The 25,123-nt window shown below is 34.7% G+C and carries 21 protein-coding genes; 11 read left to right on the forward strand and 10 right to left on the reverse strand.

Features of this window, described 5'->3' with window-relative positions; genetic code table 11:
• The first annotated feature begins 78 nt into the window (after window positions 1-78).
• Together BUC11_RS05075 and BUC11_RS05080 are read left to right on the forward strand one after the other, a co-directional pair.
• The gene (locus BUC11_RS05075) at window positions 79-3,510 is read left to right on the forward strand and encodes a hypothetical protein (RefSeq protein WP_073352546.1); all 3,432 of its coding nucleotides are present in this window, start codon (window positions 79-81) and stop codon (window positions 3,508-3,510) included.
• 96 nt (window positions 3,511-3,606) lie between these two features.
• Complete coding sequence (locus BUC11_RS05080; RefSeq protein WP_073352548.1) at window positions 3,607-4,674, forward strand: glycosyltransferase; 1,068 nt, start codon at window positions 3,607-3,609, stop codon at window positions 4,672-4,674.
• A 67-nt stretch (window positions 4,675-4,741) separates the two neighbouring features.
• Here the strand turns inward: BUC11_RS05080 and BUC11_RS05085 are convergent, their stop codons facing one another.
• Window positions 4,742-5,803, reverse strand: coding sequence for a sensor histidine kinase (locus BUC11_RS05085; protein ID WP_073352550.1), 1,062 nt, complete (start codon window positions 5,801-5,803; stop codon window positions 4,742-4,744).
• Window positions 5,804-6,487 (reverse strand): response regulator transcription factor, encoded by a 684-nt coding sequence (locus tag BUC11_RS05090; RefSeq protein WP_073352552.1) that lies wholly within the window; start codon window positions 6,485-6,487, stop codon window positions 5,804-5,806. It lies immediately after the preceding gene.
• A gap of 177 nt (window positions 6,488-6,664) precedes the next feature.
• On the opposite strand from BUC11_RS05090, the gene BUC11_RS05095 reads away from it, so the two are divergent.
• From BUC11_RS05095 to BUC11_RS05115, 4 genes are all read left to right on the forward strand, one after another.
• Window positions 6,665-9,415 (forward strand): TonB-dependent receptor, encoded by a 2,751-nt coding sequence (locus tag BUC11_RS05095; RefSeq protein WP_073352555.1) that lies wholly within the window; start codon window positions 6,665-6,667, stop codon window positions 9,413-9,415.
• A 179-nt stretch (window positions 9,416-9,594) separates the two neighbouring features.
• Complete coding sequence (locus tag BUC11_RS05100) at window positions 9,595-10,800, forward strand: hypothetical protein (RefSeq protein ID WP_073352556.1); 1,206 nt, start codon at window positions 9,595-9,597, stop codon at window positions 10,798-10,800.
• Window positions 10,801-10,902: 102 nt separating this feature from the next.
• Window positions 10,903-11,241: a T9SS type A sorting domain-containing protein gene (locus BUC11_RS05105; RefSeq protein WP_073352558.1), complete on the forward strand. Its 339-nt coding sequence runs from the start codon at window positions 10,903-10,905 to the stop codon at window positions 11,239-11,241.
• Between the two features lie 145 nt (window positions 11,242-11,386).
• Complete coding sequence (locus BUC11_RS05115; protein ID WP_073352562.1) at window positions 11,387-12,367, forward strand: LuxE/PaaK family acyltransferase; 981 nt, start codon at window positions 11,387-11,389, stop codon at window positions 12,365-12,367.
• 45 nt (window positions 12,368-12,412) lie between these two features.
• On the opposite strand, the gene BUC11_RS05120 is transcribed toward BUC11_RS05115, so the two are convergent.
• Genes BUC11_RS05120 through tyrS form a run of 3 tightly spaced genes read right to left on the reverse strand, consistent with a single transcriptional unit; the run spans window position 12,413 to window position 14,196 of the window.
• Window positions 12,413-12,667, reverse strand: coding sequence for a type II toxin-antitoxin system RelE family toxin (locus tag BUC11_RS05120; protein ID WP_073352564.1), 255 nt, complete (start codon window positions 12,665-12,667; stop codon window positions 12,413-12,415).
• Window positions 12,667-12,873: a hypothetical protein gene (locus BUC11_RS05125; protein WP_073352567.1), complete on the reverse strand. Its 207-nt coding sequence runs from the start codon at window positions 12,871-12,873 to the stop codon at window positions 12,667-12,669. The genes BUC11_RS05120 and BUC11_RS05125 overlap by 1 nt, the downstream gene beginning before the upstream one ends.
• A gap of 30 nt (window positions 12,874-12,903) precedes the next feature.
• Entirely contained in the window at window positions 12,904-14,196 is a 1,293-nt protein-coding gene (gene tyrS / locus BUC11_RS05130; protein WP_073352569.1) for a tyrosine--tRNA ligase, read from the reverse strand.
• Between the two features lie 94 nt (window positions 14,197-14,290).
• On the opposite strand from tyrS, the gene BUC11_RS05135 reads away from it, so the two are divergent.
• Window positions 14,291-15,280: an NAD-dependent epimerase/dehydratase family protein gene (locus BUC11_RS05135; protein WP_073352571.1), complete on the forward strand. Its 990-nt coding sequence runs from the start codon at window positions 14,291-14,293 to the stop codon at window positions 15,278-15,280.
• A gap of 12 nt (window positions 15,281-15,292) precedes the next feature.
• On the opposite strand, the gene BUC11_RS05140 is transcribed toward BUC11_RS05135, so the two are convergent.
• Genes BUC11_RS05140 through BUC11_RS05150 form a run of 3 tightly spaced genes read right to left on the reverse strand, consistent with a single transcriptional unit; the run spans window position 15,293 to window position 17,807 of the window.
• Window positions 15,293-15,718, reverse strand: a complete 426-nt coding sequence (locus tag BUC11_RS05140; protein ID WP_073352573.1) for a DUF4296 domain-containing protein — start codon at window positions 15,716-15,718, stop codon at window positions 15,293-15,295.
• A 10-nt stretch (window positions 15,719-15,728) separates the two neighbouring features.
• Window positions 15,729-17,069 carry a dihydroorotase gene (locus tag BUC11_RS05145; protein WP_073352574.1) on the reverse strand — a complete coding sequence of 447 codons (1,341 nt, stop codon included), beginning with the start codon at window positions 17,067-17,069 and terminating at the stop codon, window positions 15,729-15,731.
• Between the two features lie 12 nt (window positions 17,070-17,081).
• Entirely contained in the window at window positions 17,082-17,807 is a 726-nt protein-coding gene (locus tag BUC11_RS05150; protein ID WP_073352577.1) for a polyprenol monophosphomannose synthase, read from the reverse strand.
• Window positions 17,808-17,910: 103 nt separating this feature from the next.
• Here BUC11_RS05150 and BUC11_RS05155 point away from each other — a divergent pair, with 103 nt between their 5' ends.
• The 3 genes from BUC11_RS05155 (at window position 17,911) to BUC11_RS05165 (ending at window position 19,980) form a co-directional block, all read left to right on the forward strand.
• Entirely contained in the window at window positions 17,911-18,582 is a 672-nt protein-coding gene (locus BUC11_RS05155) for a DUF4271 domain-containing protein (protein WP_073352578.1), read from the forward strand.
• Window positions 18,583-18,594: 12 nt separating this feature from the next.
• Window positions 18,595-19,344 carry a uroporphyrinogen-III synthase gene (locus BUC11_RS05160; protein ID WP_073352580.1) on the forward strand — a complete coding sequence of 250 codons (750 nt, stop codon included), beginning with the start codon at window positions 18,595-18,597 and terminating at the stop codon, window positions 19,342-19,344.
• Window positions 19,345-19,509: 165 nt separating this feature from the next.
• Window positions 19,510-19,980, forward strand: a complete 471-nt coding sequence (locus BUC11_RS05165; RefSeq protein ID WP_073352582.1) for an Lrp/AsnC ligand binding domain-containing protein — start codon at window positions 19,510-19,512, stop codon at window positions 19,978-19,980.
• A 73-nt stretch (window positions 19,981-20,053) separates the two neighbouring features.
• Here the strand turns inward: BUC11_RS05165 and BUC11_RS05170 are convergent, their stop codons facing one another.
• Together BUC11_RS05170 and BUC11_RS05175 are read right to left on the reverse strand one after the other, a co-directional pair.
• The gene (locus BUC11_RS05170; RefSeq protein WP_175547731.1) at window positions 20,054-20,743 is read right to left on the reverse strand and encodes a zinc metallopeptidase; all 690 of its coding nucleotides are present in this window, start codon (window positions 20,741-20,743) and stop codon (window positions 20,054-20,056) included.
• Window positions 20,744-20,952: 209 nt separating this feature from the next.
• Window positions 20,953-24,045, reverse strand: a complete 3,093-nt coding sequence (locus BUC11_RS05175) for a leucine--tRNA ligase (protein ID WP_073352643.1) — start codon at window positions 24,043-24,045, stop codon at window positions 20,953-20,955.
• A gap of 169 nt (window positions 24,046-24,214) precedes the next feature.
• Between BUC11_RS05175 and BUC11_RS05180 the strand changes: the two genes are divergently transcribed.
• Window positions 24,215-25,090, forward strand: coding sequence for a cell division protein FtsX (locus tag BUC11_RS05180; protein WP_073352584.1), 876 nt, complete (start codon window positions 24,215-24,217; stop codon window positions 25,088-25,090).
• Window positions 25,091-25,123: the final 33 nt, after the last annotated feature.

Below are 25,123 nucleotides of genomic sequence, written 5' to 3' on the forward strand. Positions count from 1 at the left end.
TCCAAATTTTCAGAGAAATACATATTCTGATTATCAAATTATAAATACTACTTTTGATACTTTCGAGTTATAGTATTTATGTTGAAAAAATTACTTTTTTGGATTCTAATCAGTTGTTTTTCTGGGCTTCACGCACAGCAAACCAATTCGTTGTACAAAACCAAAAAAATCTTTCCTAAACGCGACACCATTCACATTGAAAATGAAAGTATTAATTCTAGTTTTTTCAAATTGCTTGACGCCAATGGCAAACGCATTGACAGTACTTTATTTATAGTAAATTTTGCTAAAGGAACTTTACTTTTAAAAGAAAACAGCATTTTCAACTCGGATTCCCTCACCTTACAGTATTTAAAATTTCCGGAGTTATTGACTAAAGAATACCGAATATACGAACCCAGCAAAGTGGTGAGTAATGAAGCTGGATTAGGCGATTTATATGTTATAGACAACAAAAACACGAAAAAGAATATTCCTTTTGACGGATTGAATACTTCGGGGAGTATTACACGAGGTGTGACTGTAGGAAACAATCAAAATGCTGTTTTGAACTCTAATCTGGATTTGCAAATCACAGGAAAAATTTCAGAAAAAGTGAGTTTGAGAGCCTCAATCCAAGACAGCAATATTCCGCTGCAAGACGGAGGCTACTCTCAAAAATTAGATCAGTTTGACAATATTTTTATGGAATTATTCAGCGACGAATGGAACATACGTGCTGGTGATATTTTTCTAGAAAATAATAAAACGCAATTCCTAAATTTCAATAAAAAAGTCCAAGGCTTAGCCACAAACTTCAACTTTGGAACCGCAGCAAATAAAACGAATGTGTTTGCATCAGCAGCATTAGTACGCGGACAATATGCCAAAAGTAATATTGTAGGACAGGAAGGCAATCAAGGTCCGTACAAATTAAAAGGACAAAATGGCGAATTGTACGTTTTAGTCGTTTCCGGTTCAGAGCGGGTTTTTGTCAACGGAATTTTATTAAAAAGAGGTGAAAACAATGACTACACCATAGATTACAATGCCGGCGAAATAGTATTTACACCGCTTTTTACGATCACGTCAGAAATGCGAATTGCTATCGAATACCAATATTCCGACAGGAATTACACGCGTTTTGTAACCTATGCCGGTGCTACCCATGAAAACAAAAAATGGAGTTTTGGTGGCTATTTGTATTCAGAAAACGATTTAAAAAACCAACCATTACAACAAAACCTTTCTCCTGAACAAGCCCAAATATTAGTCAATGCCGGAGATAATTCTACTTTAATGACTGCGCCTTCTGCGTATTCCGACACGTACTCTGAAAATAAAGTGCTCTATCAAAAAACAATAAGCAATGCTACTGAAATTTTCGAATATTCAAATGACCCACAACAGGAATTATTTAATGTGCGTTTTACTCTTGTAGGCTCAAATAATGGAAATTACGTCCTGTCTAATGCAGCTACAATAACCCGAGTTTATGAATTCATTGCTCCTATAAACGGGATTCCTCAAGGAAATTACGAACCAATAATCCAACTGATTGCACCCACGAAAGTACAAGTAGCAACGTTTTTAGGAAAATATAAACCTACTGAAAAAACAGCTGTTGACTTTGAAATTGGGATTAGCAACAATGATAAAAATTTATTTTCGGGTATTGACGATGCAAATAATAAAGGCTTAGCCGGAAAAATAAATGCCAAGCAACGCATTTTTTCTAAGAGATGGCAAATGGATGCTTTCGCTAATTATCAATTTATCCAGAGCGAATTTAGGTCCGTGGAACGAATTTACAACATAGAATTTGATCGGGATTGGAACTTAGGAACAACTGCCATTGGAAATCAAAGTTTACTCGTTACCGGATTGCAATTGGATTTAAATCCAAAACCAAAATCTACGGACAAAGGACTGCTTGTCTATCAGTTTGAAAAACTAGATTTTTCTGAAAATTTTTCGAGTAGTAGGCACGTTTTAAATGGATTATTTCAAGTGAAAAATTGGACCTTTCAAAATCAAGGAAGCTATCTTAAAAGTGACGCTAGCCTTTTAGCATCCCAATTTTTAAGAAACCAGTCTCAACTGCGATTTCATTTTGATAAAAACTGGGTTGGATCCACTTTGCGATTAGAGAATAATCAAGAAAAAGATAAAACAACAAATCAATTTTCGGCCTTGAGCCAAAAATTCACAGAGTATGGTCTGTACGCTGGACGTGGCGATAGTACCAAGGTTTTTTTGGAATTGGGCTATCTTAGAAGGACCAATGACAGCTTACAGAATGGCTTAATTCAGCGTGTAAATTCCTCACATACGCTATTGCTAAAATCCAAATTGATTCAAACTAATAAAAGTGATTTATCCATTTATGCCAATTATAGAGTTTTGGCTTTTGTAGATGCAACACGAAAAAAAGAACCTACACTAAACTCCAGAATAGTGTACACGGATCGTTTTTTCAATCAATTAATACAAAGCACAACGGTTTATGAAACGAATTCAGGAAGCATTCCGCAACAAGAATTTACGTATCTGGAAGTTTCCGCGGGACAAGGCGTTTATACTTGGAATGATTATAACGGCAATAGGATTCAGGAGTTACAGGAGTTTGAAATTGCGCCGTTTATCGATCAGGCAAAATTCATTCGCGTATTTTTACCCAATAGGATTTATATAAAAACACATCAAAATAAGTTCTCACAATCCCTAACCTTAAATCCAAATCAATGGCAAAACGAAAAAGGATTGAAAAAGTTACTCTCCTATCTTTATAATCAGACAGCCTTTATAATCGACAGAAAAAATAGAAATGAAGGTGCTAATTTTGAATTAAATCCCTTTAGTGGATCTGAGGAGAACGTGTTGGGATTAAACTCGAGTTTACGAAACAGTTTGTTTTACAACCGAGGGAAGCAAAAACACTCGACAACTTATTCCTACTTCGCAAACAAAACTAAAAACTTATTATCCATCGGTTCGCAAGAAGCCGCAAACAATTCGCATCAATTGCAGTACAATCATTTGTATCAAAAAAGCTGGCTTTTTGGTTTTTTTGCTAAAACCATTCACACCACCATTCAATCGGAGAATTTCCCGGAGAAAAACTTTGATATCAACGGCTATCAAGTGGCTCCAAAAATCAGTTATTTGTTTTCCAAAAGTACCAGTTGGGATCTTTTTTATGAACTGCAAAGAAAAGAAAATCAGATTGGCGTGTCAGAAACACTGTTGCAAAACCGTTTTGGAACTGCTTTTTCGTATGCAGGAACTAAAAAATTCACAATGAACGGGGAGGTTTCTTTTTACCAAAATAAATTTGAAGGAAATGAATTCTCTGCTGTTGGATTTCAAATGCTAGAGGGATTACAAACGGGACAAAACTTGACATGGAGATTGCTTTTACAAAAAAACATTACACAATTTTTAGATATCAATTTTAATTACCAAGGTCGAAAAAGTGAAACAAGCCAAGCCATTCACACCGGAAACGTTCAACTTAGAGCTTACTTTTAGTAGCGTAACTTAATGGTTTGATAATACCTTAGCAATATATAAAACGGGTTCATTGTCTAACTTTAAAATAAAAAACAGCAACCCTATCAATCGCAAATGGATTTAAGAACAAACCAAAAAACCATACTAATTGCACCATTAAATTGGGGATTAGGTCACGCTACCCGATGTATTCCTATCATTAAGGCGTTGTTAGAAAATAATTATACGCCCATAATTGCATCCGACGGAATTGCACTAGCATTACTAAAAAAAGAATTTCCTAACGTAATAGCCTTAGAACTTCCCTCCTACCAGATAGAATATGCTAAAAATGGCAAAAATTTTAAATGGAAGTTATTTATAAACGGTTCGAAAACCATTAAAGCCATTCGAAAAGAAAAAATAATAGTTGAAAATTGGATTAGTAAATATGGCATTAACGGCATTATTTCAGACAATAGATTAGGCGTTTTCAGCAAGAAAGTGCCATCCGTTTACATAACGCACCAATTGAATGTAATGACAGGAAATACTACGTGGTTAACGAGTAAAATACATCAATATGTTATAAAAAAATACACGGAATGCTGGGTTCCAGACCTTGCAGGTTCGCAAAATTTAAGTGGAGAATTAGGTCATGTTGACCATTTAAACCTCCCTATAAGATACATAGGTCCATTAAGCCGATTGCAAAAGAAACTCATCGCAAAAAAATACGACTTATTGATTATTCTTTCAGGACCGGAACCACAACGGGGTATATTGGAAAAATATCTAAAAAAAGAAATCCTCCAATTCAAAGGAACAGTAATTTTCATTGAAGGAAATATAGAATCGGAGCAGAAAATTGTTGTAAAAGAAAATGTAGCTTATTACAACTTCATGAATTCAACAGAACTGGAACAAGCTTTTAACGAAAGTGAAATGGTTTTATGCCGCTCTGGTTACACTACTATAATGGATCTTGTACAGCTGAGAAAAAAAGCTTTTTTCATCCCCACTCCTGGACAATACGAACAAGAGTATCTAGCCAAAAAATTAAAGAAAGAAGGCTTGGTTCCTTATGCTAATCAAGATGATTTTAAAATGGAGGATATTCAAGAAATCCAAGAATATAAAGGATTGCCTCGATTGCATACAACTATTGAATGGCCTGTTTTATTTCAAGTTTTTGAAAAATAACTAACTGTTTTAAAACAAAAAAACCGATTCGTCTGAAACGGTTTTCCAAAATATAAAACGGGTCACGCTAGTTTATTTTTTTGATGGCTTTTGCTTTTTCAAGCGTAAAAGAAAATTCAGATCCAACGCCAAAGGTGCTGTCAATATAAATTTTTTCATCGTGCGCCTCAATAATGTGCTTTACGATGGACAGCCCCAATCCAGAGCCACCTTCTGTTCTTGCGCCGCTTTTATCAACGCGGTAAAAACGTTCAAAAAGTCTTGGAATATTTTTTTTCTCTATTCCTTCACCGTTATCGGTTACTCTAATGATCACTTTTTGATCCGTTAAATCTTCGATACTTACCTCAGTTGATCCTTTTTCTTTTCCGTATTTAATCGAATTTACAATCAGATTCATGACTGCTTGCTGGATTTTTTCTTGATCGCCGACCACGATCACTGGCTTATTGTATTTCATATCAAACATCAATAGGATATCTTTTTTGGAAGCTTTCATTTCCAACAAATCAAAAACATTTTGAATTAGTTTAACAATATCAAACTCGGCGATTTCTAAATTCAGTTCTCCAATTTCAAGTTTAGAAATCATATCTAAATCCTGTACAATGTAGATGAGTCTTTCCACCCCTTTTTCAGCGCGTTCTAAGTATTTTTTACGAATTGTTTTATCGTTCATCGCCCCATCTAGTAAGGTTGACAAATAACCTTGAACCATAAAAAGAGGTGTTTTGAGTTCGTGAGAAACGTTCCCAAGAAACTCTCGTCTATATTCTTCCCTAACTTTTAAGGTTTCTATTTCCAGTTTTTTATCGGTGGCAAATTTTTTGACTTCACGCGTAAGTGTCGCCATGTCGGTTGTTATCGGTTGATTTCTAAAAGTACTAGACTCTAGTAAAGAAACATCATCGTATATTTTTTTTACCTTTTTATAAATGAACCGTTCCACCCGATATTGAATAACGATAAAAGAGAATGTTGCTATAGCGAATGCAAAAATCAAGCTAAAGCGATACGAAAAGGTGAAAAACAAATAGGTCAGAAAACTAACTAATCCTGTAGAAAAAAGAGTAATGTATAGTGCCGACTTCACGGCAAAACGGTATGTTTTTTTAAAATTTATTGTCATTTATACTTCAAACTTGTATCCAACTCCTTTTATTGTCTTGAATAATTCTTCACCAATTTTTTCTCTCAATTTTCTGATATGTACATCAATCGTTCTTCCACCAACAACGACTTCGTTACCCCAAACTTTATCTAAAATTTCATCTCGTTTGAATACTTTTCCTGGTTTTGAAGCCAATAGATAGAACAGTTCAAATTCTTTTCTAGGCAATGCAATTTCGATATTGTCCTTAACAATTTTGTATTCTTCGCGATTAATTTCGATACCGCCTACATTCAGTGTTTCGCTATTTTGTTCTTTCTCTTTCAGACGACGCAACAAAGCTTTTACTTTGCTGACTAATAATTTAGGTTTGATTGGTTTTGTAATATAATCATCTGCACCGGCATCAAAACCAGCTACTTGAGAATAATCTTCACTTCTAGCCGTCAAGAAAGTGATAAGTACATTACTGAGCTCTGGAATTTTACGAATGTTCTCACAAGCCTCCATGCCATCCATTTCTGGCATCATGACATCCATTATAATAAGGTCTGGAATTTCCTTTTTGGCTTTGGCTATAGCTTCTTTACCATTTGCCGCTGTAATGATCTGATATCCTTCCTGAGAAAGGTTGTACCCTACAATTTCTAAAATATCCGGCTCATCGTCAACTAATAGAATCTTGGTGTTTTTTTTCTTCATAAAGCGTCAAAAATTTATTTTGCAATGTAAATGTAAACATAAATGAGGTATTGAAAAGCTGTTAACCGTAATTTAATATTGGAGTGATTTGAAGACCCATAACAAAACATAACCATAACAAATCAATAACTTCCGTTTCGCATTTCAGGCGTTACTTTGCAAAAAAATTAAAACCAAATGAAATTCAAGTTACTATTTTTCACGTTATTACTAACAGCTGTTTCTTTTTCACAAAATAAAGGAACGATTACTGGAACGTTAACAGACAAAGATGCTAATAATCAGTCCTTACCTTTTGCTAACGTTCTCCTTAAAGGAACTAGCATAGGAACTAATACTGATATTGATGGTAAATACACTTTAACAGTGTTACCAGGAAGCTATACATTACAACTTAGCTTTGTAGGTTATGAATCAGTAGAGATTCCTGTGACAGTGATTGCCAATGAAACTATAACGGTAAGCAAAGCGCTGGGTTCTGCTGGATATAAATTAGAAGACGTGGTAGTTCGATCTACCGTTAACAGGCAAAAAGAAACTGCATTATTATTAGACCAAAAAAATGCGGTCGAAATAAAACAAACTATTGGAGCCCAAGAGCTTTCCCGTAAAGGAGTAAGCGATGTAGCAACAGCAGTAACTAAAACAACTGGAATAACTAAACAGGAGGGTTCTGGAAATATATTTGTTAGAGGTCTAGGAGATCGCTACAACTCTACCACCATGAATGGTTTACCAATTCCATCTAATGATCCAGAAAAGAAGAATATCAATTTAGAAATTTTCTCTACAGACATCTTGGAATATGTTTCTATTGACAAAGTGTATAATAGTAAATTATACGGTGATTTTGCTGGAGGAAATGTAGACATTGTATCTAAAGATTACAAAGGAAAAGGCTTTCTTAAGGTTGACATTGGTTCAAAAGTAAATACGAATGCAATCAGTGAAGATAACTTTTCATTACAAAAAGGACCTGGCAGTTTTGGTTTTAGTGCAATTGCAATACCAGCAAATCCTTTGACGCAATATAATTTTGGGTCTTTGCAACTAGATAGTAAAACTCCACTAGGAAGCTCTATTGGAATTTCTGGAGGAAAATCATACGACCTAGGAGCAGAAAGTAAACTTAATGTTTTTGCTACTGTATCTTTTGGAAGCGACTTTACGTCTAGATCTGATGGTTCAGCAAAAGGAAATGTAACTGGTGATGGTATAGTAAACAAGAATTTTGATACTTATTCTCTAATTAGCTACAATACTAATTTTACTAGTATGGCTAATATTGGTTATAAAATGAATAGCAATAATAAAATTAACTTCAATACGGTCTTCATAAACAATTCTTCTCAGAGTAAGGAAGAATACACCGGATTTATCATAGATATTGCAAACGATGGTAATGGTTTAATTCGTCGTAACAAGTATGAAAAAAATAGTTTGTTCATTAATCAATTGTTAGGAGAACATAAATTGGGGGAACGTTCTAAATTAAACTGGGGAGCATCTTACAACATGATCAAAGGCGATATGCCAGACCGAACTCAAAACATTTTTAGAAAAGAACCTAGTGGTTATGTTTTATCTAGTATTTCTTTTCCTGATAATCACAGATATTTTCAAAAATTAACAGAAAATGAAACTGCTGCAAATATTTCTTTTGATTATAAATTCAACAAGTCAGACGACGACACCTACAATGGTAAATTAACTTTTGGCTACAATGGTAGATTTAAAACGAGGAATTTTGAAGCGTCGCAATTTAATTTTAGAGCAACCAATGAATTCCGTGGAACACTTGTAGATCCAAATAATTTAGATTTATTTTACAACCAACAAAATTTCAGCAATGGTAATTTTGAAATCGCAACCTTCCGCGGTGGACCTCAAGTTCCAAATGCATTAGATCCACAAACCTATAATGGGGATCAATTTATAAATGGTGGTTTTTTGAATACAGAATATAAATTTAAAAAGTTAACTACCGTTCTAGGATTAAGAGGGGAATACATTTTTCAAAAAGTAGACTGGAACACTCAGTTAGATCCAAATGGTGGCTTTAATGAATTAGAAAAAATTGCTTTTTTACCAAGTGTAACAATGAAATATGAACTAAACGAAAAACAAAATTTACGTTTTGGATTTAGTAAAACTTATACGTTGCCACAATTTAAAGAAAGAGCATTATTTGTTTACGAGGATGTTACAGAGGTTAAAGTAGGAAATCCAAATTTATATGCATCTGATGATTATAATTTTGACTTAAAATGGGAGATGTTTCCAAAAAGCGAAGAATTAATTTCAGTAACTGCTTTTGGTAAATACATACTTAACCCTATGAATGAAGTAACTATTGCTTCGTCCACAAATGATATCTCATTTATTAACACTGGAGATTTTGGTTATGTTGCCGGTGGAGAGATTGAATACAGAAAATTACTTTTTGATTTTGATCAAAATAACGCTAAAAAATTGTCCGCAGGTATCAACGCTTCTTATTTATACAGCAATCAAGATTTAAGTACTGAAAAAGTGATAAAAGAAACGGATTATAATGTGGTTTTTACTGATACTCAAAGTAAATTTACAGGTGCATCTGATTTATTATTGAACGCAGATATCTCGTTATTAAACGAATGGAACAATAAAGAAGGAAGTCTAAACACCACTTTGGCTTACACCTACTTTTCAGACAGAGTTTATGCTATTGGTACAAATGACAAGGGAAATCTAGTTGATAAATCATTTGGTTCACTAGATTTTATCGCCAAATCTAAATTGAATAAAAATTTAGGAATTGACTTTGTAGTAAAAAATCTTTTAGACCCTACCATAGATCGAGTACAAGAGAACAGAACAGGAGATGTAAATGTTTTATCCTATAAAAAGGGGCTATTATTTAGCATCAACTTAAACTATCAATTCTAATATAAAAGAGCAGCTACAACTGCTCTTTTTTTTTATTAAAAAAGCTCTTAACAATGGAAACGTTAAGTTAACAATAACCTCGAGTTAATTTAAACAAACAGTCACAGTTCCTTAACTTCCGCAAAGCAAACTTAACTGACCTTTGACAAATCTAAACAAACACAAATTATATTACAATCATGAAAAAATCAATTTTACAAGTTTTAGGAATTTTAACACTTTCAGCAACACTAGTAACAAGTTGTACAACTGACACTAGCGGTACTGATAGTTCTTCATCAACGTTTGTAGTTAATCCTCTTAATTTTCAAGGGACAATTACTGAGGGAGAAGTTGTATTAGTCGCTGGAACAACCTATAAATTGTCTGGAAAAATTCAAGTGAATAGCGGTGCTACATTAACTATTCCTGCAGGAACAATTATAGAAGGTACAGGCGGAACAGCATCTTATATTGCAGTAGCTCAAGGAGGAAAACTAAATGTAAATGGAACAGCCAGCAAACCAGTGGTAATGACAAGTGGTTTAACTACTAAAAAAGCAGGAGACTGGGGTGGTTTAGTAATATGTGGTAAAGCACCTATCAACCGCGTAAGTGGAGGAGCTAGTACTGCACAATCTGAAGTTGCAGATTTAGCTTATGGTGGTACAGTAGCCAATGACAATTCTGGATCTATCAGATATTTAAGAATTGAATATGCTGGTGCAGCTTTTAACAGTGAAAAAGAATTTAACGGAGCTTCATTATTTGGAGTTGGTTCTGGAACAACTTTCGAATATGTTGAGACATACCAAGGTGCAGATGATGGTTTCGAATTTTTTGGAGGAACAGTTAACACTTCTAATTTAATTTCTTTTGGCAATGAAGACGATCAGTATGACTGGACTGAAGGTTGGTCTGGTACCAACACAAACTGGTACGGAAAAATATCATTTGGAAAAGGAAATAGAGGAATTGAAGCAGATAATTTTGAATTAGGTTTTGCTAATACTCCCATTGCTAACCCAACAATTACAAATCTTACATTAGTTGGTCCTGGAAGTGGAGCTTCATCACTGATTTACACAGAAAATCAAGGTTTAAAATTAAGAAGAGGAACAAAAGGAATTTTTTCTAATGTAGTATTAAGCTCTTGGGCTACAGGTGTTGATGTAGAAAATGATGAAAGTTTAAATGCAATAGGTACTGGTCTTAAAATTACTGGAATAAATTTTATAGATGTAACTACTAAAACTAAAGGTAAAAAGACAGCTGTAGCTCCTGCTACAAGTGGAGTTAGCGCAGATGCTTCCTTAGTTATTGCCTCTGAAATAAGTACGGCAACTGGAGCAGGAAATGGAGTAAATGCTCCTTCTTGGTCGGCAGGATGGTCTGTTGGACTATAATTTGAACAATATGTGATACTAAACATCCTGAGAAATCAGGATGTTTTTTTTTGGTATGCTTTTTGAAATATATTTTGTATATTTACTATTCAAACTAATCTGATGGCAAAAAACTACTTTTATACAATTACTTTATTGGTTTTTTTATTTTCCCTTAGCGTTAGTGCTCAGGAAAATAAGCAACAACCAAGAACGCAAGAAACCGCTTCTATTGAAGGTTTAAGCTTGTACCCGAACCCCGTGAGTAATGGTAAAGTCTACATTACCACAAAAAACGATCTCGATAAAGAAATAATTATCTTTGACGTTTTAGGCAAAAAAGTACTTCAAACCACGCTAAGCTCAAGAGAATTAAACGTTTCTAATCTCTCTTCTGGTGTTTACATCATCAAGATCAATGAAAGAGAAGCCTCAGCAACTAGGAAATTAATTATACGGTAATTTAAAAAATAAATGCAAAAAGCTCCATTCCCATTGGGGCTTTTTGCATTTTTACTCTTACAGAATCAATCTCGTGATTCAAGTTTATGCAATTCTGTTTTTGTTTTCCCTGATTTTTTTTGATTACTTTTACAAAAAAAAATAGTTGATTACATCCTCCGATATATTTACCACCTCCAGTCAAAAACAGTTTGAAAAAATTGCCTTAAAAGTATTTCGCTACCAATACGAAAACAATAAGGTATATCAGGAATTTTGTGATTTTTTAAAGACAGATCCTCATAAAGTGAAGTCGCTACAACAAATACCCTTTTTACCAATTCAGTTTTTTAAGAGTCATGAAGTGGTGTCAAATTCTAATCCTATACAAGAAACTTTTACCAGTAGCGGAACAACCGGAATGATTACCAGCAAACATTTGGTTACTGATGTTACTTTATATGAAGAAAGCTACCGCAAAGGATTTTCTGAATTTTATGGAAATATTGAAGACTATGCCATTCTGGCCTTGCTTCCATCCTATCTAGAACGAGAAGGTTCCTCATTAATTTATATGGTCAAGGATTTAATTGAACTCTCCAATCATCCCGAAAGTGGTTTTTACTTGCACAATCATGACGACCTAATTTCCAAGCTTATCGCTTTAGATCAAGCTGGTCAAAATGTCATTCTGATTGGTGTTACTTTTGCGCTATTAGATCTGATTGAAAAACACCAATTTCAATTACAGCATACTATTATTATGGAAACGGGCGGCATGAAAGGCAGACGCAAAGAAATGATTCGCGAAGAATTGCATGAGCAGTTGTGTAAAGGATTTGGCGTTTCAGCCATACATTCTGAGTATGGAATGACTGAGCTGCTTTCGCAAGCGTATTCCTTGGGAAATGGCGTATTTGAATGCCCTTCTTGGATACAAATCCTTATTCGTGACACCGAAGATGCTTTAACCTACATTCCTGATGAAAAAACAGGAGGAATCAACGTGATTGATTTGGCCAACATTAATTCTTGCTCCTTTATTGCCACGCAAGACTTAGGCAAAAAAAATCCCAACAACTCTTTTGAGGTATTGGGACGTTTTGATAATTCGGATATTCGTGGGTGTAACTTGATGGTAATGTAAACCCAATTTCTGATTATTTTTGGTTAACTAAATCAACGAGCAAACTTATTCATAAATATCCTTTCTGTGACCTAAGTCGATTACATCAATTAGTAAAATTTCATCAAAAATTTCATATATAATTCTGTAATCTCCAACACGAATTCTACATCCTTTTCTTCCTTTCAATTTTCTATAACCCTGTGGTCGTGGATTTTCTGCTAAATCATAGATTTGCTTTTTAATCGCAGAATAATGAGGCTCATTAATTTTTATTAAAGCTTTCAAAACTTTTTTTCTAAATTCAATAGTATAAGCCATTACTTCGCTAATTTCCGCTTTTCTTCAATGATTTTAAAAGCTTCGTCTATAGAAATACGATAACCGTCATCCTCTCTTTTGGCTTCATCATAAAGACGCACATCTTCTAAATCTTCCAATTTTTCAATCAATTTATTGTATTTTTTTATTGGCAACACAACAGCCGTTCTATTTCCGTTTTCGTCGGTCAAAAATTGAGTTTCCATAGCTTTTGTTATTTCAAGTAAAGTTATAAATTATTTAACCCGAATCACAAAATAATTTTTCTTACCGCTTTGCAACAGTACAAACTGATTGTTGATTAAATCTTTGGTAGAAAGTACAAATTCCTCAGTAACTTTTTCTTTATTTACTGAAATAGAATTCGCTGCCAAAGCGCGTCTTGCTTCACCATTCGATTTTAAGAAACCCGTTTTTTCATTTAGAACATCAACGATATTGATTCCCGATTCGATTTCATTTCTTGAGATTTCCGCTTGAGGAACACCATCAAACACATCTAAAAAAGTAGCTTCGTTCAATTGTTTCAAATCATCCGAAGTAGAATTCCCGAACAAAATATTCGATGCCTTTATAGCATTTTCTAAATCTTCTGCTGAATGTACCATCACCGTAGTTTCTTCGGCTAAACGTTTTTGTAACAAACGTAAATGAGGTGCTTCTCTATGCTTTTCAGTTAATACTTCGATTTCCTCTTTCGATAAAAAAGTAAAAATTTTAATGTATTTCTCGGCATCAACATCTGAAGTATTCAACCAATATTGGTAAAATTTATACGGAGAAGTTCTAGCAGAATCCAACCAGATATTTCCACCTTCAGATTTTCCAAATTTAGTTCCATCCGCTTTTGTAATCAACGGACAAGTCAATGCATATGCTTTTCCACTGGCGATTCTACGTACTAATTCAGTTCCTGTAGTAATATTTCCCCATTGGTCGCTTCCTCCCATTTGCAACGTACAATTTTTTTCTCTGTACAAATGCAAAAAGTCATATCCTTGAACCAATTGATATGTGAACTCTGTAAATGACATTCCTTCGGCAGCTTCGGAAGACAAACGTTTCTTCACAGAATCTTTTGCCATCATATAATTTACCGTAATGTGTTTACCTACATCACGAATGAAATCCAGAAAAGAAAAGTGCTGCATCCAGTCGTAATTATTCACTAATTCTGCTGCATTAGTCGAATTAGAGGTAAAATCCAAGAAACGAGCCAATTGTCCTTTTATTGCTTCTTGATTGTGACGTAAAGTCGCTTCGTCCAATAAATTTCTTTCATTCGACTTTCCGGATGGATCACCAATCATTCCTGTTGCACCACCCACTAACGCTAGTGGTTTATGACCCGATAGCTGAAAATGTTTCAACAGCATCACACCCACTAAATGTCCTATATGCAATGAATCGGCAGTTGGGTCAATTCCCACATACGCCACACGCATTTGTTCCATCAAATGTTCTTCTGTGCCGGGCATAACATCGTGGAGCATTCCTCTCCAAGTTACTTCTTCAATAAAATTCTTCATCTTTTTAATCAATTTGCACAAAGATAAAATTTATTGTGGATTCGGTTATTTGTTTAATAGGTTATTCGAAAAAAATTATTCGTATTTTCGTAGCATGATTTTAGTCACAGGAGGAACTGGTTTAGTAGGCGCACATTTATTGCTTCATTTAATTGATCATGGCGAAAAAGTACGCGCTATTTATCGAAGCAATGCTTCTATAGAGAAAACCAAATCACTATTCTCTATTTATAAAAAGGAATTTCTATTCGACCAAATCGAATGGATTCAAGCAGACATTACAGCTGTTCCTTCCTTAGAAATCGCCTTTCAAGATATTGATATCGTGTACCATTGCGCCGCTTTAATTTCTTTTGATCCAAAAGACGAAGATGTATTGCGAAAAACAAACATTGAGGGCACGGCAAATATTGTAAATTTTTGTATCGACTATCAAATCCAAAAACTTTGTTTTGTGAGTTCTATTGCCACATTAGGCGATTTATTACCCCATGAAAAACTCATCACTGAGGAAACCGAATGGAATCCGGAGAAATACCACAGTGATTATGCCATTTCTAAATATGGTGCCGAAATGGAAATATGGCGTGGACAACAAGAAGGTTTAGAGGTGATCATAGTAAATCCTGGAGTAATTCTTGGCCCTGGCTTCAGAGAGCAAGGTAGTGGACAACTTTTTACGAAGGTAAAAAAAGGATTGAAATTTTACACAAGGGGTTCAACTGGTTTTGTTGCTGTTTTTGACGTGGTACGCATGGCGCATCAATTGATGCAAAGCGAAACTAAAAACGAACGCTTTACCCTTATCTCGGAGAACATGGTCTTTCAGGACTTATTCAATAGCATTGCTGATTCTTTTAGAGTCAAAAGACCTTCACTTCACGCAACTCCTTTCTTAATGCAAGTGCTGTGGAGATTGGATTGGTTTTTTGCGAATATTTTGCAACAAAAAAGAAAATTATCTCGAGCTACTGCAACAGCATCCTATTCGAAAAATACCTATTCTAACCACAAGATAAAAGATCATTTGAAAACGGAATTTATAGACATTCATCAGTATATAAAAGAGATTTCAACGCTGTAACAACACAATTCCTTAGTCTACTTTCGTAGTATCTTTAGCAAGTAAGGCTGGATTTTTCTTCTTTGAAAGTATCGGATTCTTTTTCTTTTTTTCCAAATTTACTAACGAATCAGCGCTTTTTTTCTTGGCATCCAACCGTTGTACAATTTGTTCAAACATCAACTTATAATCCTCATAATCCGATGCGTAATACACATTACTTTTTGCAAACTGAAGACTATCAATTTTATATTTTTTATAAATAAAGTCTCTTGGATTTATTTTAAAGGTATCTAAGGAAGCTGGATTTTGATATTTTATGGCTTCTAAAATAGATAAATCAACCATAACATTGACCATAACATCCTTCTCCACAAGCTGATCCGGCTTTTGAATCACTTCCTCCTTGCAACTTACCAGAAGAATCAGCATTACTATCACTGTTGTTATTTTTCTCATCTAATAAAATTTATCTCTCGAATAATAATCGTTTCCCTGCGCGAACATCTTTTACTTTAAAAGCATTGTAAACCAATTGTCCGTTTACAAAAGTATGGGTAATTCTGGATTTAAACGTGAATCCTTCAAAGGGAGACCAACCACATTTAGCCAAAATATTTTCTTTTTTTACACTCCAAGGCAAACCTGAATTAACGATAACCAAATCCGCATAGTAGCCTTCTTTGATAAAGCCACGTTTTTCTATTTTGAAAATTTTAGCTGGATTATGGCACATTTTTTCCACAATTTTCTCAATACTTATTTTTCCTTGATGATGCGCTTCAAACATGGCTACAACAGCGTGTTGAACTAGCGGCCCACCAGAAGGCGCATTCAAATAAGATTGTTTTTTTTCTTCTAAAGTGTGTGGAGCATGATCTGTAGCTACCACATCGATTCGATCATCCAACAAGGCTTCCCAAAGTACTTTTCTATCATTGGCCGTTTTTACAGCCGGATTCCATTTAATCAAATTGCCTTTAGTGGCATAATCATCATTGGTAAACCACAAATGATGAATGCAAACTTCAGCTGTAATTTTTTTGTCTTCCAATGGAATTTTGTTCGAGAACAAATCCATTTCTTTGGCCGTCGAAAGATGAAATACATGCAAACGAGCACCTGTTTTCTTGGCAAGTGCAACGGCTTTAGATGATGAAATATAACACGCTTCTTCACTTCGAATGAGATGATGCACCGTAACGGGAACATCCTCTCCAAACTCTGCTTTGTATTTCTCTAAATTATTTTTTATTGTAGTTTCATCTTCACAGTGTACCGCAATTAGCATGGGTGTACTGGAAAATATTTTCTCTAAAGTAGCTTCATTATCCACCAACATATTTCCGGTTGAAGACCCTAAGAATATTTTGATTCCGGCAACATTCTTTGGATTTGTCTTTAAAACTTCCTCTAAATTATCATTGGTTGCACCCATCATAAACGAATAATTCGCATACGATTTTTGAGCAGCCAACTCGTATTTTTGTTCTAATATTTCTTGGGTCACCGCATTCGGAACCGTATTAGGCTGTTCGATATAAGAGGTAATTCCACCTGCTACTGCGGCCTTAGATTCAGATTCAATATCGCCTTTATGCGTTAGTCCTGGCTCTCTAAAATGCACTTGGTCATCAATCGCACCTGGAATTAAATAATTCCCTTCGGCGTCAATAATTTTACATTCGGATGACTTGGCACTAATACTTTCTGAAATTTCAACAATTAAGTCATTTTCAATTAACACGTCGCCCTCAAAAATCACTCCTTCATTTACTATTTTGGCATTCTTAATTAAAACCCTGTTCATCGTATCTTTTTCTTATAATGAGTTGACTAATCTTTTTAATCTAAGTGCAATAACTCCAAAAACGGCTTCAACTATTATTGAATTACTCATTTTGGATTGTCCTTTCGTCCGGTCGGTAAAAATTATGGGAACCTCAACAATCTGAAACTTTTTACAGTACGTTCTGTATTTCATTTCTATTTGAAAAGCGTACCCCACAAATTTAATTTTATCTAAATTTATATCTTCTAGAACTTTTCTTTTGTAACAAACAAACCCAGCAGTAGCATCATGAATTTTCATACCCGTAATCATTCGCACATAAACAGAGGCAAAATAGGACATTAAGACCCTACTCAATGGCCAGTTTACGACATTTACACCGGTCACATAACGAGAACCAATGGCTAAGTCGGCATCTCCAAAATGACATGCACTGTACAATTTTTCTAAATCATTGGGATTATGGGAAAAATCAGCATCCATTTCAAAAACATATTCATACTTATGATTCAAGGCCCATCTGAATCCGTGAACATAAGCGGTTCCTAAACCTGATTTTTTGTTTCTTTTTTCCAAAAACAATCTACCCTCAAATTCTGATTGAAGTAAAACAACCTTATCAGCAGTGTGATCCGGCGAATTATCATCAATTATTAGAACATGAAAAGATTTTTTTTGCGAAAGCACCGATCGAATAATGCTTTCAATATTTTCAATTTCGTTATAGGTTGGAATTATAACAATACAATCATTCATATTTCGACTAATTTCACGGCAAAAGTAAACTTTTTATGCCATTTGAACCTTAATAAAATTATAATAAAAAGAATGATAGAAAAATTAGTAATTTTGCAGTGTTATGATCGAAACTATACTTCATCCCAGAATAACGGACAGCAAAGACTGGGCAACAGTTCTATTTGTTCTGTCATTTGCTATTGTTGCCATTACTAAATCTGTTTTCGAAAATCGATTTGGTGATTTTGCCAACCTGCTTTTTTCTAATAAATATACCAAAGTATATAGAGACAGCGCCCATTTAAAAAGTGGCTTTACCCTTGGTTTGTTTTTCGTTCAGGTCATTTCCCTTGCGTTTTTTATTCAAATATTGTTGAGTTATTTTGGTTACGCCTCAAAAACAGATTGGCTGCTTTACATTCAGATATTCACGTTCTTAGTTTTCTTTATCTTATCTAAATATTTGATTGAAAAAATAATAGCTACATCCTTTAATATTGAGGAATTTATGGAGCAGTTTAACCTACAAAAGGTGACTTACAGAACCTATATTGGATTATTCATACTGCCTTTTAATATTATTTTGTTTTATTACGACTCCTTTTCAAGAAATATTCCTCTGGTTATTATTGCCATAATACTAGTAATCAATGTTTTGACTTATTTGATTTCAATAAAAAATTATCAAAATTTAATATTCGGTAAGTTGTTTTATTTTATTTTATATCTTTGCGCTCTCGAAATAGCTCCCTATTATTTTATGTATTATTGGTTTACAAAAGGGAGTGCTTAGAAAACGTCATATATGAAAGTGAAAACAATTTTGGTGTCACAACCTGAGCCTAAGGTGGAAAATTCACCTTACTTTGAACTTCAACAAAAGCATAAAGTAAAAATTGATTTCAGACCTTTTATTCATGTAGAAGGAGTTAATGCCAAGGAGATTAGACTTCAAAAAATTGATCTTAACCATTACACAGCGATTATTTTAACTAGTAAAAATGCTGTTGATCACTTTTTTAGAGTAGCGGATGAAATGCGCTTTAAAGTTCCTGAAGGATTAAAATATTTCTGTCAATCAGAAGCTATCGCTTTTTATCTTCAAAAATACGTAGTGTATCGAAAACGTAAAATCTATGTTGGACCAAAAGATTTTGCCGATTTATCTCCACTAATAAAAAAATACAAAGACGAAAAATTCTTATTACCTGCTTCAGACCAATTAAATGCTGATGCGCCTATGACCTTAAATGCTTTAAAAGTAGACTGGACGCCAGCTGTATTTTACAGAACCGTAATGAGTGATTTATCTGATTTAGCTGATGTATATTATGACGTTTTGGCTTTCTTTAGCCCAACCGGAATAAAATCATTGTTTATGAACTTTCCAGATTTCGAACAAAACAATACTCGAATTGCCGTTTTTGGAAGTACGACACAAAAAGAAGCGTTGGATCACGGTTTAAGAGTAGACATTCTTGCCCCAACTCCAGCAACACCTTCGATGACTATGGCTTTAGAAAAGTACATTGTCGAAGTTAATAAAGGAAAATAAAAAAACTACTTGTTACTACCATACAAAAGTCATTCGCAATCCGAATGGCTTTTTTTTAGAGTAAATTATAAATCAGACAACTTATTCTTTACATTAATCGTTTTTTACTTAAATTTGATTTTCAATTCAAACTAAATTTCATATTTTAGTTTAAAATAACAACACATGAAAATCAATTCCCTAATCGTAGAAATTGACGGCATCGATAAAGAAATTTTGAGAGATTTGATGGAAGATGCCAGAAAACCAATTCTTCAAATTGCCAATAAAATAGGCATTTCAGGAGCCGCAATTCATCAGCGTTTGAGAAAACTGGAACAATCTGGTGTGATTTCGGGCTCTAAGTTTACGGTAAACAATAAAATTTTAGGATACAATACAATGGCTTTTGTTGGGATTTATTTAGACAAAGCCGCACGAAATCCGGAGGCCGTAAGAGATTTAAAGAAAATCCCTGAAGTATTGGAATGCCATTATACCACTGGAAACTGGTCGATTCTAATAAAAATTATCTGTAGAGATAACGAACACTTAATGCAATTGCTTAATACGAAAATCCAAGCGATAGAAGGCGTTTCCCGGACCGAAACTTTCATTTCCTTAGACCAACAAATCGACCGACAGATTCAATTATAGTTTTTTTGGTTTTTTGACAGAAAAAATCCGCCTTGTTTTCACAAGACGGATTATATATTTCCTTCAAAAAGTATTAATCTCTTCTACTTCCGCCCATATAAATGGAAACGTAATACAATAGCGTGGCAATAGAACCTAAAGCAGCCACTACATAGGTTCTGGCAGCCCATTTTAGGGAATCTTTAGCTCCTGCTTGTTCTTGTTGCGTCAGCATTCTTTTGTTCTCTAACCAAGCTAATGCGCGATTACTCGCATCATATTCAACTGGTAAAGTAACAATAGAAAACAGCGTGGTTGCCGCAAAAATGATAATTCCTACCAATAATAATTGTGGAAACGTTTTCATCATCAAGATTCCTCCAAGCAAAATCCACTGCATGTACGTTGACGCCACATTGACTACTGGCACCAATTTAGAACGCATTGTAAGCCATTGGTAGCCTACCGCATGTTGTACGGCATGACCACATTCGTGTGCTGCAACAGCAGCAGCAGCAGCGTTGCGTTGGTTATAAACCGCTTCGCTCAAGTTCACCGTTTTATCTGCCGGATTGTAATGATCCGTCAAACGTCCCGGAGTAGAGATTACTCTTACGTCCCGAATTCCGTTATCAGCAAGCATTTTTTCAGCGATTTCAGCGCCTGACATTCCGTTTTGTAATTGTAACTTAGAATAATGTTCAAATTTACTTTTTAGTCTTGAACTAACTAACCAGCTGAAAAGCATAATGGCTCCGGCAAGAATCAAATAACCCATTCCCATATTTTTATTTTTTAATTGTAATGTTTAAAGTTATGAAAGAAATAGCAAAATCTGAACCAATTTTTTATTGTGTCAATTTGGCATTGGTGAAATGGAACACGGATAACGCAGATGAAACTGATTTACGCAGATTTTTATTTATTAGAATCAAAAAATCCAAATTCTAAAAATAGAATTTGGATTAATATGATTATTGCAATATTGGATATTTACCCCACTAAATTGATAATTTTTCCCGGAACGATAATCACCTTATTAGGTATTCTTCCTTCTAATTGTTTGATGGTTCTTTCGTCTTTCATAACGATTTCCTCGATTTGCTCCTTGGTTAAATCCAAAGGTAAAACCATTGTAAAACGCATTTTTCCATTGAAAGAAACGGGATATTCCTTTTCGCTCTCAACTAAATACTTAGCTTCAAAAACTGGAAAAGGAACCGTCGCAATTGAACCTTCATATCCTAACAACGACCATAATTCTTCAGCAATATGCGGTGCATAAGGTGAAATCACAATCGCCAAAGGTTCTAAAATCGCGCAAGAATGACAGTTTTGCGCAGACAATTCATTTACACAAATCATAAACTGCGACACTGATGTATTGAAAGAGAATCCCTCAATATCTTCGGCTACTTTTTTGATGGTTTTGTGTAATGATTTTAAATTTTCTTTAGTTGGTGCTTCATTAGTAACAATCATTGTATGTTCATCAAAATACAAACGACACAATTTTTTCAAGAAACCAAAAACTCCCGAAATCCCTGCCGTATTCCATGGCTTTGCTTGCTCCAATGGCCCTAAGAACATTTCGTACAAACGCAACGTATCTGCTCCATATTCGTCACAAATAGCATCTGGAGTAACTACATTGTATTTCGATTTCGACATTTTTTCGACTTCGCGACCAACGATGTATTTTCCGTTTTCTTCGCAAATGAATTCCGCGTCTTTATAATCTTCTCTCCACGCTTTGAATTTCTCAATGTCCAATTCATTTGAAGATTCGTTAATTAACTTTAAATGAACGTGAATTGGATTAAAAGAACCGACTCTAACAGAGATAGACTCTGTACTACCAGTGAAATTTTTCATTATTTCGCAGCCTAAAAAGTCTAATGTACTATCTTCAATTTTATTATAATTAAAAAAGCTTCCGTTTCTAGTCAAATCAATACTTTGAGAGCTATCAATCCCTAAACTATCAATAATTTTAATTATTTCTTTCACACATTTGAATGAAGCGAAAATTGGCTTAGAAACTTCTCCAACCGTATCGTTCCCGTAGTCATCCCGACCTCCAGACGCACCAAAAGAACTTAATCTATAAACAAACGCACTCGTCCCCAAAATCATTCCCTGATTAATCAGTTTTTTGAAGGGTTCTTCGGTTGGTGCATAGCCTTTATCTTTAAGGAATTTATTCCAAAAACGAGAATACAACAAGTGACCCGTTGCATGTTCGTTTCCTCCAATATATAAATCGACACTTTCCCAATATTTCAGTGCCTCTTGACTGGCAAATTCGGTTTCATTGTGTGCATCCATATAACGCATCCAATAAAATGAACTTCCCGCCCATCCTGGCATCGTGTTGAGTTCTAAAGGAAAAATCGTTTCATGGTCAACCAAATCAGTACCAACAACGGTATTCGTTTTAGTATTCCAAGCCCAAACTGCGGCATTTCCTAAAGGTGGCAAACCATCTTCAGTAGGTAAATACTTTTCTACTTCAGGCAAAATGATTGGCAAATGTTGCGCTGCTATCATTTGAGGCATCCCTTTCACGTAATACACTGGAAACGGTTCTCCCCAATATCGTTGGCGAGAGAAAACGGCATCACGCAAACGGTAATTGATTTTTCCCTTTCCTTGATTGATTTCTTCCAATGCTGTAATTACTTTTTGAGTTCCTTTTTTGTAATCTAATCCATTTAAAAAATCAGAATTCACTAATTGAAACCCTTCTTTAGCTCCATAAGCAACTTCAGAAATGTCTTGGTCAAAAATGTTTTTGATTTCAGGCATGCCTTGTTGCCCTTCAAAGAAATTTGCAAAAGCATAATCTCTTTCGTCACCACAAGGTACTGCCATAACTGCGCCTGTTCCGTAACCTGCTAGAACATAATCGCCAATCCAAACCGGAATTGGTTCTTTCGTAAACGGATGTTCAGCGTACGCTCCTGTAAATGCACCTGAAATGGTTTTTACATCGGCCATACGTTCTCTTTCGGAACGTTTTGACGTTTTTTCTATATAGGCATTCACTTCCGCTTTTTGTTCCGCAGTCGTAATTTGTGAAACTAATTCGTGTTCCGGAGCCAACGTCATGAACGTAACTCCAAAAATGGTATCGGGACGTGTTGTGAAAACTGCAATTTTAGCTTCCGAATTCTGAACGTTGAATTCTACAGTCGCTCCAACGCTCTTCCCAATCCAATTCCGCTGACTTTCCTTAATACTTTCGCTCCAGTCTATGTCATTCAACCCTTGCAACAAACGTTCTGCATAAGCAGAAATTCGCATGCTCCATTGGGTCATTTTTTTACGTACCACTGTAAAACCGCCTCGTTCTGACACGCCATTTACGATTTCGTCATTCGCTAAAACCGTTCCTAAACCAGGGCACCAGTTTACTTCAGTCTCTGCTAAATAAGTCAATCTGTATTGCAACAAAATTTTCTCCTGCGTCTCTTTTGCGAAAGCGCTCCATTCATTTGACGAAAATTGTTGAATGTTGTCATCACAAACGGCGTTGACATTTGCATTTCCTTCTGTTTCGAAAATGGCAATCAAAGTAGCAATATCTTCCGCTTTATCACTGTTCTTATTGTACCAAGAATTAAATAATTGGATAAAAATCCATTGTGTATGTTTGTAATAATCTGGATTTGAAGTTCGTACTTCTCTACTCCAATCAAATGAGAAACCTATTTTATCTAATTGTTTTCTGTAACCAGCAATTATATTTCCTTCTTTATCAACTCCACCATCAATGTTTACTGAAGTAGTATCTTCGGGACGTTGACCCGTTTGTATGGCGTATTGTTCTGCCGGCAATCCAAAACTATCATAGCCCATAGGATGCAATACATTGAACCCTTGGTGTCTTTTATAACGGGAATACACGTCAGAAGCAATATATCCAAGCGGATGACCAACGTGCAATCCCGCTCCAGATGGATAAGGAAACATATCAAGCACATAATACTTAGGTTTTTCTGAGTTGTTTTCGGCTTTAAATGTTTGGTTTTCTAACCAATATTTTTGCCACTTGGCTTCAATTTCGTTTGGATTGTATTTCATAGTATAAGCTTCAGAGAAACTGGCTAGGTCAGTTCCTTTCATTTTTTCTGGCAATGATTATTTTCAGGTGCCAAATTTACGTTTATTGTACGAAAGTTGAAACTTTGAGCGTTATTAACTTTAAATAAAGAAATTCTTTATTATTTTTACCCAATAATTTTAGTAAACTATGAGTTCTTCCTTTGATAATTTTCAAAAACGCCGTTTAATTTCCTCTTATTTTTCAGTAGTACTAAGTGTATTCTTAGTTTTATTTTTACTGGGAATATTAGGCCTTTTCATTATAAATTCTAAAAAATTAGCCAACGATTTCAAAGAAAATATTGCCATGACGGTTTTTTTTAAAAATGAAGCCAAGGATAGTATTGTGACAGCTTTTGGTAGTCAATTAAAAGCAAGTCCTTTTGTTAAATCATATAAATACGTCGCTAAAGAAGCTGCTGCTAAAGAACATACTGATATTATTGGTGAAGATTTCATGACCTTTCTAGGTGAAAACCCATTGCAGAATTCTTATGATATCCATTTAAAAGGAGATTATGTTATTAAAGATAGCATTACAAAAATAGAAGCTGGCCTGCGCCAAAACACGATGATTTCAGATATTGTTTATGATAAACAATTGGTCAATTTAGTGAACGACAACATCAAAAAAGTGAGTATGTGGATTCTAATCATCAGCGGATTTCTTGCTGTTATAGCAGTCTTACTAATCAATAGTTCCTTACGCCTGTCCATCCATTCTAACCGATTTATTATTAAAACCATGCAAATGGTGGGAGCTACAAAATCATTTATTAGAAAACCTTTTGTGATGCGCAGCATCAAATTAGGAATGATTGGAGCCGCGCTAGCTGTTGTAGCACTTGTAGGAGTTTTAATTTACGTGGAAACTAGTTTTCCAAATCTTGGTATACTGGAAGACAAAGCAATGATTGGACTAGTATTATTAACGGTTTTAGGTATTGGGATACTAATCACGTGGTTAAGTACTTACTTTGCAACGCAACGTTTCTTGAATTTAAGAACAGATGACCTTTATTAATTTTAGAGTGTAGACAAACTATTTTAGACTACA

It is taken from the genome of Flavobacterium xanthum, assembly GCF_900142695.1.
Taxonomy (GTDB): domain Bacteria; phylum Bacteroidota; class Bacteroidia; order Flavobacteriales; family Flavobacteriaceae; genus Flavobacterium; species Flavobacterium xanthum.